This is a genomic window from Streptosporangium sp. NPDC001559 (genome assembly GCF_042893955.1).
GTDB lineage: Bacteria > Actinomycetota > Actinomycetes > Streptosporangiales > Streptosporangiaceae > Streptosporangium.
On sequence record NZ_JBIAVG010000001.1, the window covers coordinates 586,956 to 602,334 of the forward strand.

Here is a 15,379-nt window from a genome sequence, read left to right on the forward strand (position 1 = left end):
GGCGGGTCGTGATGCACGGCGAACGCTCCTAAGGCAGGTGGGAGATGATCTGGCGGGCGTGGACCAGGGCGTCGTGGTGGGAGGCGCCCTCGAGACGGGCCTGCTCGCTGTGCAGCATCAGGTCGAAGGCGATCCCGTGCAGCCAGTCCGGCACCGGCACCCGCAGCTGTGAGGTGTCGGGCCACCACCGCGTCAGCGGAAGCCGGTAGCGATCCAGGCAGTCGGCCGCTTTCAGCAGATCCGTCAGAGGCTCGGCGCGCCGGTGAGCGTGGTGGTGGGCCGGGGAGAAGGAGGAGTAGGGGATGTCGTGCAGGCCGATGGCCGTCCCGGCGGCCGTCAGCGACCGCGCCGGAAGGTCCAGGTCGAACGCGGCGGTGACGGCCGGGTGGTGGCGGGCCAGCCAGGACGCGGCCCGCTGCCCGTGCCCGGGGTCGGCGCGGTCGTTGCGGCGTCGGCAGTCGTGAACGGCGGCTGCCAGCCGTACGGCGGAGTCTTCGTCGGGTTCGAGACGGTGCTGGCGGGCCAGTAGCCCGGCCAGCAGGCAGACCCGGGCGTTGTGCCGGATGCCGTGGATGCCGTCGGCGGCCTGCCTGCTGGTGAACCAGGCGGGTTCGGGTGTCAGCAGGCCGGGCGGGTCCGTCACGGCCACCGTACGAGAGGCCTCGGCGGGCCGGTGTTCGGCGATCCACGTCAGGGTGGGCTGGTCCATGACCTGGTGATCGGGCAGACGACCCGTACGGGCCAGGTCCTTGAGCCAGACGGCAGACGGCATGCGTTTGCTCTTCCTCGTGAGAAGGACCAGGGCCGATCTCTCAGGCGGCGGTGGGCTCGCGCAACCAGGCGGGGATGGCGGTGGGTGTCTCCCGCAGCCAGGCGGCGTATCGGGCGACGCCCTCGGCGACCGTGACCCCGGGCTGCCATCCGAGGGCCTCGGTCATGCGGCGGGGGCAGGCGTAGCCTCCCTGCGGGTCACCGGGCGGCAGCGGTGTGTCGTCCACGGTGAGGTCGGGGTAGTGGACGCGGACCAGGTCGGCCACCTGGCGGATGGTGGTGCCGAGACCGGTGCCGAGGTTGACGGTCTGGTTGTGCGCCGCAGGCGCGATCAGGGCGTGCAGGGTGCCGGTGGCGATGTCGTCCACGTGCACCAGGTCGCGTACCTGCCGGCCGCCGCCGTGCAGATGCAGCGGCAGACCGAGTGCGGCACGCATGCAGAACCAGGCCACCACCCACGAGTGGCTGTTCTCCTTGATGATCTGCGGTTCGCCGTAGACCGAGAAGTAGCGGACGTTCGTGTACGAGACGCCCGCCTCCGGCAGCACCACGGCGCTCTGGAACTCCCCCCACGCCTTGCTGGCGCCGTAGACCGACACGGGGCGAAGCGGCGCGTCCTCGGCGAACACAGCGGGCTCACCGTCATGGGTGTCCTGGTTGCCGTAGACGCTGGCGGAGGAGACGAACACCACCCGCCGCACGTTGGAGGCCGTAGCGGCGGCCTCCAACACCCGCTGTGTGCCGACGATGTTGGTCTGGATGGCGGCTGTCGGCCGACGAGTGCAGGCCGCCACGTCGGCCAGGGCCGCGGCGTGGATCACGTAGTCGCACCCGCCGATCAGCTTGCCGACCGTCCCGGCCTCGGCGATGTCGCCGACGTGGAAGTCCTCATCGTCCAGGCTGATCCCGAAGTGGCGGTGGTAGACGTCCCGCGGATAGGCGTCGATCTTGCACACCGACACCGGCCGCGCGCCGAGTTGACGCAGTTGGGCCGTCAACCGGCTGCCGATCAGCCCCCCGGCCCCCGTCACCAATACCTTCGTGCCCGCGAGCTGTTCCAAAGACACTGCGCCCCCCTTGGACTGGCACCGGCCCATCGAAGAGGACCGGCAGGTGTCTCCCACCAAACCCGACCTGCGCCGCCCCGGGGAGGGCTCACAAGGGGGCGCATAAATCACAGATCAGGTTCACGCGCAGCCCTCACCGCGTTACCGTAGGTGCCACGTTCGTGGAACACACATTCGACTTCACGCCTCCAGGAGGCCCCGTGAAGCGCACCGAGGTATCTCGTGCGTCTGAGCACCCGAATGTGGAACTGGAGAAACTGATCGTCGTCTCCGGTATCAGCCACAAGGCTCTGGCCGCGCGGGTGAATCAGCACTGCGCCGCGATGGGAAAACCCGCGAGCTACACCCACACCTCCATCGCCAACTGGATCTCCGGCATGATTCCCCGCTGGCCGGCCCCGCAGGCGATCGCCGCCGCCTTGAGCGAACGGCTGGGCCACCCCGTGAGCGTCACCGAAATCGGTATGCCGCAGTCGGCGACAACCTCCCCCGACATCGGATTGGATTTCCCTCGTGACCTTCCGGCTGCCATCGACACCGCCACTGCCTGGTGGGTCCTGGGGGATCGAATGAATCGCCGCGAGTTCAACCAGCTGACGTTCGCCGCCGCGACGTTCACCACTCCCGTCACCCGCTGGCTGATCCAGCCCTCCGACCCCAGCGCCGCCGCCGACCGTTCCCAAGTACGGCGTGTGGGGGCCGCCGACATCGCCGAACTACACGAGGCCGCGGAACATGCCCGCCGTATCGATTCGAAATACGGCGGTCTCTCCAGCGGGTCCACACTCACGGCCTGTCTGCGTGAGCGTGCCGTCCCGTTGTTGAAAGGCACCTACAGCGACGCCATCGGCCGCCGCCTGTTCGCCGTCACCGCCCAGCTCGGCCGCCTGGCAGGCTATTCCGCCTGGGACCTCGGCCACCAGGCCCGCGCTCAACGGCACTACATCCAGGCCCTTCGGCTGGCCCGCGCCGCCGGAGACGTCCCCCTGGGCGGCTATGCGCTGGCCTCCATGTCGCTGCAGGCCGGACTCAACGGTTTCTGCGAAGACGCCGTGGACATGGCGCAAGGCGCCTTCGAACGCACCCGGCACAACGCAACCCCTCGCACGCTGGCCTTCTTCAAACTCGTCGAGGCCCGCGCCCACGCCCGTGCCGCTCGTCTGCACGGCCGCGCCCACGCGGGCCGGGCCGCGGGGCAGGCGCTGGCCCAGGCGGAGACGCTGCTCGGCCAAGCCCGTCCTAGCGACGACGACCCGGACTGGATCGACTTCTTCACCTACCCGCGACTGGCCGCCGACGCCACCGAGATCCACCGCGACCTGCGGATGCCGCACATGGTGATGCGCTTTGAAGCGCTGGCCACCATGCCCGCCGACACCTACACGCGCTCGTGCGGTATGCGCAACGCCATCGTCGGCTCCGCCCACCTCCACGCCCACCACCTCGACGAAGGGCTGCAGTACGGGCACCGCGCCGTGGACATCCTGTCCCAGGTCGCCTCCATCCGCTCCCTGACCTACGTCAAGGACCTTCTCGAAGCCCTGCAACCATGGAAAGCCGAGACCCGGGTACAGGAGTTTCATCATCGAGTACGCCGGGAACTCCGTGTTCCCGCGTAAATGGCTGGGCCGTCAGAAAAGATCATCCGTTGAACGGCCTCCACGAGTAGCTGGGCTTCATCGACCCGCTTCCTGCGGTCACCGCCGACTACCGCACCCGGGTCTGTTACCAGCCCACCTTCGCCTGCCGCTCCGAGATGCCCCGCTTCAAGGCCGAAGTGTGCCGGGGCTGTATCGGCATCTCCCCCGACGGCGCGATCACCTTGAACAAAGGCGCCGAACGAGTTCGACCTGTTCAGCGAGGCCCTAGGCGCCGGGGCCTGCCGTACTGCCATGCCGATCTCATTTCGCCGGTTCGGCCGCGGGGTCGGCGAACATGGCGGAAAAACCAGGACAAGCATTCTCCGCCGGAAGCGCCGGTGAAGCCGCCAGCGTGCACCACACGATCTTTCCTCCTGATTTCGGCCGGTGGTAACCCCAGCCGCTCGTGAGCAGGTCCACGAGGTAGAGGCCGCGTCCGCCCTCGTCGTCCGGATCAGGATCCTTGAGGACGGGCGAGGCGCTGCCGGCGTCCCAGACACGCAGCACAATCGCCCCCTCCGCCTGGTACAGGTCCATCCAGATGCGGTCCGGGCTCGCCAGGGCAGCCGTCTCCAGCGCGGCGAGGGACACGGCGTGTGCCTTGATCGCGTTGGAGACCAGTTCGGAGACGACGAGCCGGGCCGTCTCGACCAGGTCCTCCCGCCGCCAGCCCTCCAGCACGCGCTGGACGTGCAGGCGGGCGTAGTAAGGCGAGGTCGGGAAGACGGAGAGTTCCAGGTAGTGCTCTCTGACGCTGACACCGGTCATTTTCCCTCGATCCTGGTCGGCAGGTCGGATACGGGACCGGCGCCGCTCGCAGCCGGGGAAGCGCTCCCTCATGGGTGGCGAGGGTGCGGCGCCGGTCCCGTGGGGGCACGACCGGGAAACGACAGGGGGCTGCCGCCGGTCGTACCGCTTGCGCCGGACGGAACACCCGACAGGGGGTGGGCCGTATCGGGAGGGAAGATCGTCCGCCCGGCCGCCTGGGGAAATCACACATTTCGCCTTCCAGGGAAGAGCCACCCTGGAAGGCTTTACGGTGAGAGCATGCACCATCACACTGAGTAAATGCAATGCAGGCTTTTACACTGACCGCATAATCCAGAAGGGCGTTAAAGATGCAGGAGAAGGGCCGTATGGGCGAAATCGCACCCTTGTCACCAGCCAGGCGCCAACCACCCACGGTACGTCTGCGTCGCCTGGCGGCAGAGCTACGCCGCCTTCGCGAGGAGGCCGGGCTCTCCCAGGCCGAAGTGGGCGAAAAGACCGACATCAACCTCGCCACACTTCACCGGATAGAGGCGGCCAAAACCAAGCCGCAACTCCGGACGCTCAATGCTCTGCTCGACGTCTACGGCGCCACCGGCAGTCGCCGTACCGCCCTGATGAAACTCCAGAAGGAGGCCAAACAGCGAGGCTGGCTTCACGGTTTCGAGGCCGATCTTCCCGGGAAGTACAGCACCTACATCGGCCTGGAAGCCGAGGCACAGCAGGCCATCAACTACGAGTCGCTGTTCATCCCCGGCCTGCTGCAGACCGAGGACTACGCGCGGGCGGTGATCCGGGGGGTACGGCCGACCATCACCGACGACGAAGCCGAGACCCGTGTCGTCGCCCGGCTACAGCGGCAGGCACTCCTGGAAGGCGACACGCCCCTCCGGCTGTGGGCGATCCTGGACCAGGCAGCCCTGTCACGGACGGTCGGCAGCGAGGCCATCATGCGTGACCAGCTCACGCATCTCGTCCGCCAGGCCAAGCGTCCGCGCATCACCCTTCAGGTCATCCCGTTCTCCGCCGGAGCCCACTCGGGTATGCCCGGCAGCTTCATCGTCCTGAAGTTCGGCACGGATGACCCCGACGTGATCCACATTGACAGCATGGCCGGTGGCCTGTTTCTTGAGAAAGAGGCGGATATCCAGCGGTACAACCACATATGCGAGCATCTTCGCGCGGTGGCGCTGAGCCCGAACGACTCGGCCGCACTCATCGCCTCCCTACGCGAAGATCGCTAACGGGAGGAGCAGGATGCAGCAGCCCAACCCCCCCGATGGGCTCTGGCGCAAGAGCAGCCTCAGTGCCGACGGCCCGAGCTGTGTCGAGGTGGCCTTCATCGACGACACCGTCACCGTCCGCGACACCAAGGACCGTAAAGGCGGCGCCCTCACGTTCCACCACGACACCTGGACGACCTTCGTCAACGACATCAAACAGGGCGGCTTCGACGATCTCGCACTTCGGTGACATCGTGAGATCACAGGTAGGATCCGCCCCGGCGGTAACGACCTTCGACGGTCCGGGGAGGCGGACGCCTCCCCGGGACGCCGGCGGGGTGGGTCAGGGCTCGGCGGGACGGGGAGTGCGGGGTTCCGGTTCCTCGTCGTCGGCTTCGTCCACGGCTCGGAACAGGTCGGCGCGTACGCCCTGGAGGTCCGGGATGTCACGCAGTGTGACGTGTCCCTGCTCTCCCGCCGACTCGACGTTGAGCGTGCCGCAGCCGAACAGCCGCTCAAGCAGGGTCTGGTCGGCGCTGACCGTGTTGACCTTGGTCATCGGGATGTCCTCGGTCGACTTGTTCAGCACCCCCCTGCTGATGGCCAGCCGGTGCGAGGTCAGCACGTAGGTGGTGTTCTTCCACTGCAGGTACGGCACGAACGACCACACCGTCAGCAGCCCCACCGCGATCACCGCGACGGCGATGCGCGCGTAGCCGTCGTAGGCGAAGACCGGCATGAAGAAGATCCCGGCGCCGGACCCCAGAACGATGAGGACCAGCGCGAGGAACGGTATGACGAGGCGCTTCCAATGGGGGTGGAACGTGCGGATGCGCAGTTCCCCCTCCGCCAGATGGTGATCAGCGAGACCCATGGGGCAAATCGTGGCACGTCTCGACCTCATTAGTCACGGGACGTGCGGACGCACGTGCACGACGTCTCCCGCGCTCAGCGTGTGCGTGCTCCCCTGCGACTCGACGAGCAGATGTCCTGCCCCGTCGACGCCGACGGCCCGCCCGGTGAGCACCCGCTCGCCCGGCAGCTCGACCCGGACATCGCGGCCGACCGTCGCGCTGAGTCCCAGATAGGCCGCCCGCAGCCCGCACGCGTCGGCGTCGCCGTCCGCCTCCGACCACTCGTGGTAGTGGGTCTCGATCTCCCTCAGCACCGCCCTGATCAGCGGGTCGCGGTCGACGCAGGCGGCCTCCTCGATCGCCAGCGAGGTCGCGGTCTCGACGGGCAGCTCCTCCGCGCGGATGCTCACGTTGAGCCCGACGCCGACGACCACCGCGCCGTCCACCCGCTCGGCGAGCACCCCGGCGAGCTTGCGCTCCCCGACCAGCAGGTCGTTCGGCCACTTCAGGCGGGCCTCGACCTCGGCGATCCTGCGGACGGCCGAGGCTGCGGCCAGGCCGACGAGCAGCGGCAGCCAGCCCTGCCGCGACGGCGACGGCTCGGGGCGCAGGAGCACCGAGAAGGCCAGCCCGGATCGGGGCGGCGCGCTCCAGACGCGGCCGAGCCTGCCACGGCCCGCGGACTGCGCCTCGGCGACGACGACGGTTCCCTGCGGGGCGCCGTCGCGTGCGGCCTGGGCGAGGTCGGCGTTCGTCGAGCCGGTCCTGCCGACGACGGTGATGTCCGTCCACAGGCCGCCGGGACGGACCAGGGCGCGGGTGAGCGCCGTCTGGGACAGCGGCGGGCGGTCGAGATCGGAGAAGGGCGAGTCGAGCACCCGTCCATCTTCCCTCCCCGGGCGACCATCTGTTACCGAAGTAGGGCATTGAGCAGGGAATACCGGGGCGGTGACGACGACGCACGCCTGGAGCGCCAGGATGGGAACCATGAACGAAGGCCTCGACTCACGTCATCCGGTGCCCGGAGGGGTCGTCCGGCGCCCCGGCCCCAGCACCAGGACCCGGGTCAGAGAGGTGACCGGCGGGGTCGCGCGGGACAGGCGTGACGACCTGGCGACCGAGGAGCCGCTGGAGATCAGGGTCCAGGCGGACAGCGCGCGCCGTACGGTGGCGATCACCATGCGGACGCCGGGGGCCGACTTCGAGCTGGCGGCCGGGTTCCTGCACGGCGAGGGCCTGGCCTCGGCGGCGGAGATCGTCTCCATCGCCTACTGCACGGACGAGGACGTGGCGCCGGAGGCCCGCTACAACACCGTCACGGTACGGCTGCGCGGCCCGCTGCCCGACCTGCCCTCTCTCGACCGGCACTTCGTGACGTCGAGCGCCTGCGGCGTCTGCGGCAGCGCCAGCCTGGACGCGCTGCGCGACCGGTGCGCCCCGTTGCCCGCCGGTGACGTCCGGGTCTCCCCCGAGACCCTGTACGGCCTGCCGGAGAGCCTCAGACGGGCACAGGGCGTGTTCGGCAAGACCGGGGGGCTGCACGCCGCGGGGCTGTTCACCCCGGAGGGCGACCTGGTGGCCCTGCGCGAGGACGTGGGGCGGCACAACGCGCTGGACAAGCTGGTCGGCTGGGCCCTGATGAAGGGCATGACGCCGCTGACCGGGCACGTCCTGATGGTGAGCGGGCGCACCAGCTACGAGATCACGCAGAAGGCGCTGAGCGCGGGCGTCCCGGTCGTCTGCGCCGTCTCCGCCCCCTCCTCCCTGGCCGTCGACCTGGCCAGGGAGTTCGGGATGACGCTGGTCGGCTTCCTGCGCGAGGAGCGTTTCAACCTCTACGCGGGCGCCGAGCGGGTGACCGGGTGAGGACCCGGTCACCCGATCGAACGGTCAGCCGGTGTTCTGCAGGCCCGCGGCCACGCCGTTGACCGACAGCAGCAGGAGCGTGGACAGCCGCTCGCGCTCCTCCTCGGTCAGGGTGTCGCCGGAGCGCAGGGCGGACAGGGCGCGCAGCTGCAGGTGCGAGAGCGCGTCCACGTACGGGTCGCGGAGCTGGACCGCGCGGGAGAGCACCCTGCGGTTCTCCAGCAGGCGGCTGTGGCCGGTCACCTCAAGGGCCAGGCGGCGGGTGCGGTCGTACTCCGTGAGGACCTGCTCGACGAAGTCGTCCCGTCCGCCGAGGGCGAGGTAGCGGGCCGCGATGTCCCGGTCGGTCTTGGCCAGCGACATCTCCACGTTGTCCAGCAGCGAGGCGAACAGCGGCCACTCGCGGTAGGCGGCGCGCAGTTCGTCGATGCCCGACTTGGCGACGACCGCCTCAAGACCGCTGCCCAGGCCGTACCAGCCGGGCAGGTTGACCCGGGTCTGCGCCCAGGAGAACACCCACGGGATGGCCCGCAGGTCGTCCAGGGACCTGGGCGCGCCGAGGCCGCGCCTGGCGGGGCGGGAGCCCAGGCGCAGCAGGCCGAGCTCCTCAAGCGGGCTGACCAGGGAGAACCACTCGGGGAAGCCGGAGGCCTCGGTCAGCGACCGGTAGGCCCGCTCCGAGGCGGAGGCGACCTGCTCGGCGAGGCCGCGGAAGCGTCCGGCCGCCTTGGCCGTACGGTCCTCGATGGTCGGGGTCGAGGCGAGCAGCACCGCCGAGGTGACCTGTTCCATGTGGCGGCGGGCGATGGCGGCGTGGCCGTAGCGGGCGAAGATGACCTCGCCCTGCTCGGTGACCTTGAACCTGCCGCCGACGGAGCCGGGCGCCTGGGCGAGCACGGCGCGGTTGGCGGGACCGCCGCCCCGGCCCAGGGCGCCGCCCCGGCCGTGGAAGAGCGTCAGCCGTACGTCGTGCTCGGCGGCCCAGGCGGTCAGCGCCTCCTGCGCCTCGTACAGCTTCAGCGTCGCGGCGGCCGGGCCGAGCTCCTTGGCGGAGTCGGAGTAGCCGAGCATGACCTCAAGCCTGCGGCCGTTGGCCGCGAGCCTGTCCTGGATGCCGGGGATGTCCAGCATGCCGGACAGTACGGCGGGCGCGTTGGCCAGGTCGGCGCCCGACTCGAACAGCGGGACCACGTCGAGGCTGGGCGCCCGATCGCCCAGGGCGTGCCCGGCCAGCGTGTAGACGGCGGCGACGTCGTCCGCGGAACGGGTGAAGGAGACCACATAGCGGGAGCAGGCGGTCGTGCCGAACCGCTCCTGGATCCAGCCGATCGTCCTGATGGTGGCCAGGACCTCGTCGGTGCGCTCCGAGGTACGGCCCTCGGCCAGCTCGGCCAGCGCCTGGGCGTGGACCTGCGAGTGCTGGCGCACCTCAAGCTCGGCCAGGTGGAAGCCGAACGTCTCCACCTGCCAGACGAGGTGCTGCAGTTCGCCGTAGGCCTGCCGGGACGCCTTGGCGGCGACCAGCGACTCCTGGGCCAGGCGCAGGTCGGCCAGCAGCTCCTCCGGAGAACGGTAGGCCAGGTCGAGGCCGCGCTTCCTGGTCGCCGCGATCCTGGCGGCGACGAACAGCAGCCACTGCCGGTGCGGTTCCTGCGGCGAACGGGTGGCCATCTCCGAGACCAGCTCGGGGTGGTCGTTCTCCGCCGCGTACAGCGCGGCCTGCAGCTCCGCGGAGGCGGGCACGTAGGAGGAGGTCAGGGTGAGCGACCTGCCGATCCTGAGCGCGGCGTTCTCCAGCGCGATCAGCACGTGCTCCGACTGGATGAGCACGGCGTCCCTGGTCACCTTGGCGGTGACGTTGGGGTTGCCGTCGCGGTCGCCGCCGATCCAGCTCCCGTAGCGGATGAAGGCCCTGGCCAGCGGCTCACGGGTGCCGGTGCCCTCGCCGAGCGCGGCGTCCAGCGAGCGGTAGACCAGCGGCACGACCCGGAACAGCGTCTCGTCGAAGGCGGCCATGGCGGTGCGCACCTCGTCGAGCGGGTCGAGCTTGGTCGACCTGAGCTGCGCGGTCCGCCACAGCAGGTCGATCTCCTCAAGGAGCCGCCGCCGGGTCTCGGCCCGTTCGGCCGCGCCCCGGTCGGGACTGTTGTAGGCGGCGAGCCTGCCGCTGATCCGCTGGATCGCGGTGACGACCGCGCGCCTGCGGGCCTCGGTCGGGTGCGCGGTCAGCACCGGGTGCAGCCGCAGCCCCTCGACCAGCTCGGCGACACGTTCACCGCCCAGTTCCTGTACGGCCTGCGCGATGGACTCCGGCAGCGGTTCCTCCCCCGTGTCACGGACACGGAGGGTGCGGATCCTGAAATGCTCCTCGGCGAGGTTCGCCAGGTGGAAGTAGCAGGTGAAGGCACGGGCGATCAGCACCGCCCTGTCGACCGGCCACTGCGCGACCATCTCGGTGATCTCGTCACCGGAGACCTTCCCGCGACGGGCGTCGATGACGGCCTTGCGGAGGCGTTCGACGTCGGCGAGCAGGTCGTCGCCTCCGTGCTCGGCGATCACCTGCCCCAGGAGCCCACCGAGCAGCCGCACATCCGCGCGGAGCTCGTCGGGCATCTCGGTGACAGCGGATGAACGTTCTGCGGTGTTCGCGATAGCGGACATAATCGTCAGCGTAGTCAGTCCGAATTCTTCACCGCAGACCGGTCCCACCTATTGGACTAGACCAATCAACCCCCCTGGGAGACGGCTCCCACGAGCTCCGGATACCTGCGGAAACCGACGCTCCCCGCCACTCTCCGTCCCGCCCACGCGGCCAGCAGTCCGTACGGCACCGCCAGCGCGCTGACCCAGGTGGCGCCGAGCAGGACGGGCACCACGACGGGCAGCGACAGCAGGCCGCCGCCGATCATCGCGCCGAAGGAGGCCACGAAGGCGAGGCCGCCCTGTCCCGGCACCGCGCCGGTGAAGGCGTTGAGCCGCTCCGGCACCGAGTACGGCACCAGCACGCTCGTCAGGGCGCCGACCCCGAGCCCGACGCCCAGGACGCCCCAGCCGCTGAGCGCTCCGGGGATCGCCAGCATCGGGTCGCCGGCCAGCAGGGAGGCGATCACGGCCACCAGGGCGAGCAGCGGCGTGGCGATCGTCGCGACGGCCAGATGCCGCCCGGCCAGGTCGGTCCGCCAGTCTCCGCCGGTGCCGTAGACCACGGCGTTCATCCACAGCGAGCGGCCGTCGATGCCGAAGGAGTTGGCCGACTGCAGGGCGATCATCACCGCGCCCAGGCAGGCCGGGCCGACCACCAGGCCGGCGCCGCTCATCCCCTCTCCCCGGCTCAGGGAGAAGGCCATGATGCCGGTGACCACAAGGGAGGTGAACCAGACGACCCTGCCCCTGGGGTCGCGGCGGGCGTACTTCAGCTCCTTGGTCGCGACCGCGGCGAGCTGCCCGTCCGGCAGGAACCTGGCGAGCAGGCCCCGGGAGTTGCGCACCGAGGCGCCCTGAGTCGAGGCGTCCGGGGTGACCAGCGCCCTGCGCAGCGCGGCGATCCACAGCCGCCCGATCACCAGCACCAGTACGGCCAGCACCAGCAGCTCGGCGAACGCGACCAGGCCGCCGTCCGCGATGGCGTGGGCGGCCAGGCCCGGCGGGGTCCAGCGCAGCACCGAGGCCAGGGCGTGCAGCACCCGCCCCGGGTCGGCGGAGAAACCGCCGTTGAGCACCAGGTTGGGGATCTGCCCGGCCAGGACGAACAGGACGACGGAGACGGCGAGCACGTCGCGTCCCCTGCGGGTGCGCATGACGCCCGACAGGGAGGTGGTGACCAGCCGCGAGGTGACGATGCACAGCGCGAACTGCAGCAGCACCGCGACGACTCCGAGGAGCACGCCGCCGATCCCGCTCGCGATGCCGACGACCGCGCCGGACATGACGATGAGCGCGGAGATCGGCCAGACGCCGGTGATCGAGGCGGCGAACATCCCGGCCGCGAGCCTGCCGGTGCTCAGCGGCAGCAGCGCCAGCCGTGACGGGTCGAGCGTGTCGTCAAGGCCGAAGACCAGCAGCGGCCCGATGGCCCAGCACACCACGAAGACGGTGAACAGCACCACCCCGACGTCGGCCGCGATCTCGGCGGGGGCGAACCGCAGCGCGGAGACCCCGACGAAGCCGAGACCGGCGACGACCACGGCGGCGAGCACGGTGAAGACGAACCCGGCGACACGCGCGCCGTTGCCGCGCAGGTTCCCGGCGATCAGCCTGAGCTTGAGCCGTACGAAGAGCATGGGGCCGACCCGCGCGGCCTGTTCGTTCACGCCGAGGTCGCGCCCAGCCATGACAGACCCTCCCCTCCGCCGTCGCCGTGCCCGTGGCCGCCCGCGCCGACCAGCCCGAGGAAGGCCTCGTTGAGGCTGCGGCCCGCGCGGACCTGGTCCAGCGGCCCCTGGGCGACGATCTGGCCCCTGCTCATCACGGAGACCCAGTCGCACAGACGCTCGACGAGGTCCATGACGTGGCTGGAGAAGACGACGGTCGCGCCGGACTCGGTGTAGCGCCGCAGGACCTCGGTCAGCGTGTTGGCGCTGACCGGGTCGACGCCTTCGAAGGGCTCGTCGAGGAAGAGCACCCTGGGGTTGTGCAGCAGCGCGGCGGCCAGGCCGATCTTCTTGCGCATGCCGGTGGAGTAGTCGACGACGAGCTTGTCCGCCGACTCCGTCAGGTCCATGACCCGCAGCAGCTCCTCGGCCCGGTGTTCGACCTCGGCCTTGGGGATGCCCCTGAGCTGACCGTTGTAGGACAGCAGTTCCCGCCCGGACAGGCGTTCGAACAGGCGAAGCCCCTCCGGCAGCACACCGATACGGGCCTTGACCTGGACCGGGTCACGCCAGACGTCGAGGCCGTCGATGTGGATGGCTCCGCCGTCCGGGCGGAGCAGGCCGGTGACCATGCTGAGCGTGGTCGTCTTGCCCGCCCCGTTCGGGCCGACCAGTCCGGCGAAACTGCCGCGGGGCACGATGAGATCGACACCGCCGACGGCCACCTGCTGCCCGAATCTCTTGAAGAGCTGTTGTGTTCGTACCGCTTCGGCGCTGTCCATCATGACCTCTATTTTGCCAGAATTACCCTTTTGGAAGTCATACCTCCCAGCTCAGAACGGTCCGGGACCCCTCTGGGTTCCGGGATCACCGGAGGGCTACCCTGCTGGAAACGAGCGGGGAACGCGCCCGCGCGCCCGGGAACGTCAGGCCGCACAACGGCCGCCACGCCCGGACGCGCCTGTCACGAACGCAGCGAGGAGTGAGGGACCCGATGAGCGCCGAGCCGACAGCCCCGGGGATCGACATCCACACGACCGCGGGCAAGCTCGCCGACCTGGAACGCCGCCTGGACGAGGCGGCTCACGCCGGTTCGGCGCGCGCGGTCGAGAAGCAGCACGCCAAAGGCAAGATGACGGCCAGGGAGCGCGTGCTCTCCTTCCTGGACGAGGGCAGTTTCGTCGAGTTCGACGAACTGGCCAGGCACCGTTCGACCAACTTCGGCCTCGACCGCGAGAGGCCGTACGGCGACGGCGTGGTGACCGGGCACGGCACGGTCGACGGCAGGCCGGTGGCGATCTTCGCCCAGGACTTCACCGTGTTCGGCGGCTCCCTCGGCGAGGTCTTCGGCGAGAAGATCGTCAAGGTCATGGACCACGCCCTGAAGACCGGCTGCCCGGTGGTCGGCATCAACGACTCCGGCGGGGCGCGCATCCAGGAGGGCGTCGTCTCCCTGGGCCTGTACGCCGAGATCTTCAAGCGGAACGTGCACGCCTCCGGCGTCGTCCCGCAGATCTCGCTGGTCATGGGCCCGTGCGCGGGCGGCGCGGTCTACTCCCCCGCGCTCACCGACTTCGTGCTGATGGTGTCGGAGAAGTCGCACATGTTCATCACCGGCCCCGACGTCATCAGGACGGTCACCGGCGAGGAGGTGACGTTCGAGGAGCTCGGCGGCGCGCGCACGCACAACTCCAGGTCGGGCGTCGCGCACTACGAGGCCGTCGACGAGGCCGACTGCCTGGAGTTCGCCAGGGCGCTGCTGTCCTACCTGCCGTCGAACAACCTGGACGAGGCCCCGGTGCTGGACGCGGAGCCGGTCCTGGAGACCACCGACGAGGACCGGGAGCTGGACACGCTGATCCCCGACTCGGCGAACCAGCCGTACGACATGCACACCGTCGTCGAGCACGTGCTCGACGACGGCGAGTTCCTTGAGGTGCACGCGCTGTTCGCGCCGAACATCCTGGTGGGCTTCGGACGGGTCGAGGGGCGTTCGGTGGGGATCGTCGCCAACCAGCCGATGAGTTTCGCCGGGACACTGGACATCGCGGCCTCCGAGAAAGCCGCCAGATTTGTCCGCACTTGTGATGCCTTTAACATTCCCGTTCTTACTTTTGTGGACGTACCGGGATTCCTTCCAGGAACTGATCAAGAATGGAACGGGATCATCCGCCGCGGCGCCAAACTGTTGTACGCCTACGCCGAGGCGACCGTCCCGCTGGTCACCGTGATCACCCGCAAGGCGTACGGCGGCGCCTACGACGTCATGGGCTCCAAGCACCTGGGCGCCGACGTCAACCTGGCCTGGCCGACCGCGCAGATCGCGGTGATGGGCGCCCAGGGCGCGGTCAACATCCTCTACCGGCGTGAGCTGGCCTCGGCCGCCAGCCCCGACGCCGAGCGGGCCAGACTCGTCACCGAGTACGAGGACACCCTCGCCAACCCGTATCTCGCGGCCGAACGAGGGTATGTGGACGCCGTGATCCGCCCGTCCGACACCCGAGTCCAGGTCGTCAGGGCCCTGCGTGCCCTGCGTAACAAGCGAACGGTCCTGCCCCCCAAGAAGCATGGGAACATCCCGCTATGACACACCTGAAGATCGTTCATGGAGAAGCGACACAGGAGGAGGTCGTCGCGCTGGTGGTCGCCCTCGCCGCACGGACGGCTCCGGCGGCGAAAGCACCACCAAAGCGCGAAAATTGGCGTAATCCCGCACACCGCATGCGAAAGTATCTGCCCACCGGACATGGTGCTTGGAGATCAAGCGGACTGCCTCGTTAGATCCATGGAACGGGGTGTCAAGTTGCACGAGACTTGGGACTATCTAAGAAATGGGCGCATATAGTCAGCCCGATCAGTGAGTTCCGAGGCCTGGAGGAC

14 protein-coding genes are annotated in these 15,379 nt (G+C 69.6%); 6 read left to right on the plus strand and 8 right to left on the minus strand.

Translation table 11 applies throughout. The annotated features are described in order from the left end of the window. Nucleotides 1–28 precede the first annotated feature (28 nt). Both ACFYY8_RS02625 and ACFYY8_RS02630 read right to left on the minus strand, forming a co-directional pair. Complete coding sequence (locus tag ACFYY8_RS02625) at nucleotides 29–772, minus strand: hypothetical protein (RefSeq protein WP_390036405.1); 744 nt, start codon at nucleotides 770–772, stop codon at nucleotides 29–31. A gap of 40 nt (nucleotides 773–812) precedes the next feature. Beyond that, a complete protein-coding gene (locus tag ACFYY8_RS02630) occupies nucleotides 813–1,838 on the minus strand; it encodes an NAD-dependent epimerase/dehydratase family protein (RefSeq protein WP_390036407.1) in 1,026 nt (341 codons plus the stop codon). 200 nt (nucleotides 1,839–2,038) lie between these two features. Here ACFYY8_RS02630 and ACFYY8_RS02635 point away from each other — a divergent pair, with 200 nt between their 5' ends. Further along, nucleotides 2,039–3,457, plus strand: a complete 1,419-nt coding sequence (locus ACFYY8_RS02635; RefSeq protein WP_390036409.1) for a sporulation protein — start codon at nucleotides 2,039–2,041, stop codon at nucleotides 3,455–3,457. 282 nt (nucleotides 3,458–3,739) lie between these two features. On the opposite strand, the gene ACFYY8_RS02640 is transcribed toward ACFYY8_RS02635, so the two are convergent. After that, nucleotides 3,740–4,246 carry an ATP-binding protein gene (locus tag ACFYY8_RS02640; RefSeq protein ID WP_390036411.1) on the minus strand — a complete coding sequence of 169 codons (507 nt, stop codon included), beginning with the start codon at nucleotides 4,244–4,246 and terminating at the stop codon, nucleotides 3,740–3,742. 368 nt (nucleotides 4,247–4,614) lie between these two features. Between ACFYY8_RS02640 and ACFYY8_RS02645 the strand changes: the two genes are divergently transcribed. Next, on the plus strand, nucleotides 4,615–5,490 hold the full coding sequence (locus ACFYY8_RS02645; RefSeq protein ID WP_390036413.1) for a helix-turn-helix domain-containing protein: 876 nt from the start codon (nucleotides 4,615–4,617) through the stop codon (nucleotides 5,488–5,490). Nucleotides 5,491–5,503: 13 nt separating this feature from the next. Continuing rightward, a complete protein-coding gene (locus ACFYY8_RS02650; protein ID WP_390036415.1) occupies nucleotides 5,504–5,719 on the plus strand; it encodes a DUF397 domain-containing protein in 216 nt (71 codons plus the stop codon). 93 nt (nucleotides 5,720–5,812) lie between these two features. Here ACFYY8_RS02650 and ACFYY8_RS02655 read toward each other — a convergent pair whose 3' ends face one another. Together ACFYY8_RS02655 and ACFYY8_RS02660 are read right to left on the minus strand one after the other, a co-directional pair. Then, a complete protein-coding gene (locus tag ACFYY8_RS02655; RefSeq protein ID WP_390036417.1) occupies nucleotides 5,813–6,343 on the minus strand; it encodes a PH domain-containing protein in 531 nt (176 codons plus the stop codon). A gap of 33 nt (nucleotides 6,344–6,376) precedes the next feature. After that, on the minus strand, nucleotides 6,377–7,201 hold the full coding sequence (locus ACFYY8_RS02660; protein WP_390036419.1) for a biotin--[acetyl-CoA-carboxylase] ligase: 825 nt from the start codon (nucleotides 7,199–7,201) through the stop codon (nucleotides 6,377–6,379). 109 nt (nucleotides 7,202–7,310) lie between these two features. On the opposite strand from ACFYY8_RS02660, the gene fdhD reads away from it, so the two are divergent. Further along, nucleotides 7,311–8,189 carry a formate dehydrogenase accessory sulfurtransferase FdhD gene (gene fdhD / locus ACFYY8_RS02665; protein WP_390036421.1) on the plus strand — a complete coding sequence of 293 codons (879 nt, stop codon included), beginning with the start codon at nucleotides 7,311–7,313 and terminating at the stop codon, nucleotides 8,187–8,189. 24 nt (nucleotides 8,190–8,213) lie between these two features. Here the strand turns inward: fdhD and ACFYY8_RS02670 are convergent, their stop codons facing one another. The 3 genes from ACFYY8_RS02670 to ACFYY8_RS02680 form a co-directional block, all read right to left on the minus strand. Then, nucleotides 8,214–10,850 (minus strand): phosphoenolpyruvate carboxylase, encoded by a 2,637-nt coding sequence (locus ACFYY8_RS02670; protein ID WP_390036423.1) that lies wholly within the window; start codon nucleotides 10,848–10,850, stop codon nucleotides 8,214–8,216. A 65-nt stretch (nucleotides 10,851–10,915) separates the two neighbouring features. Continuing rightward, complete coding sequence (locus ACFYY8_RS02675; protein ID WP_390036425.1) at nucleotides 10,916–12,520, minus strand: hypothetical protein; 1,605 nt, start codon at nucleotides 12,518–12,520, stop codon at nucleotides 10,916–10,918. Continuing rightward, nucleotides 12,496–13,284, minus strand: a complete 789-nt coding sequence (locus ACFYY8_RS02680; RefSeq protein ID WP_390036426.1) for an ABC transporter ATP-binding protein — start codon at nucleotides 13,282–13,284, stop codon at nucleotides 12,496–12,498. Before ACFYY8_RS02680 ends, ACFYY8_RS02675 begins: the two co-directional genes overlap by 25 nt. Nucleotides 13,285–13,493: 209 nt before the next feature. Here ACFYY8_RS02680 and ACFYY8_RS02685 point away from each other — a divergent pair, with 209 nt between their 5' ends. Together ACFYY8_RS02685 and ACFYY8_RS02690 are read left to right on the plus strand one after the other, a co-directional pair. Beyond that, complete coding sequence (locus ACFYY8_RS02685) at nucleotides 13,494–15,086, plus strand: acyl-CoA carboxylase subunit beta (RefSeq protein ID WP_390036428.1); 1,593 nt, start codon at nucleotides 13,494–13,496, stop codon at nucleotides 15,084–15,086. Then, nucleotides 15,083–15,280 carry an acyl-CoA carboxylase epsilon subunit gene (locus tag ACFYY8_RS02690; protein ID WP_390036430.1) on the plus strand — a complete coding sequence of 66 codons (198 nt, stop codon included), beginning with the start codon at nucleotides 15,083–15,085 and terminating at the stop codon, nucleotides 15,278–15,280. The genes ACFYY8_RS02685 and ACFYY8_RS02690 overlap by 4 nt, the downstream gene beginning before the upstream one ends. The last annotated feature ends 99 nt before the right edge of the window (nucleotides 15,281–15,379 follow it).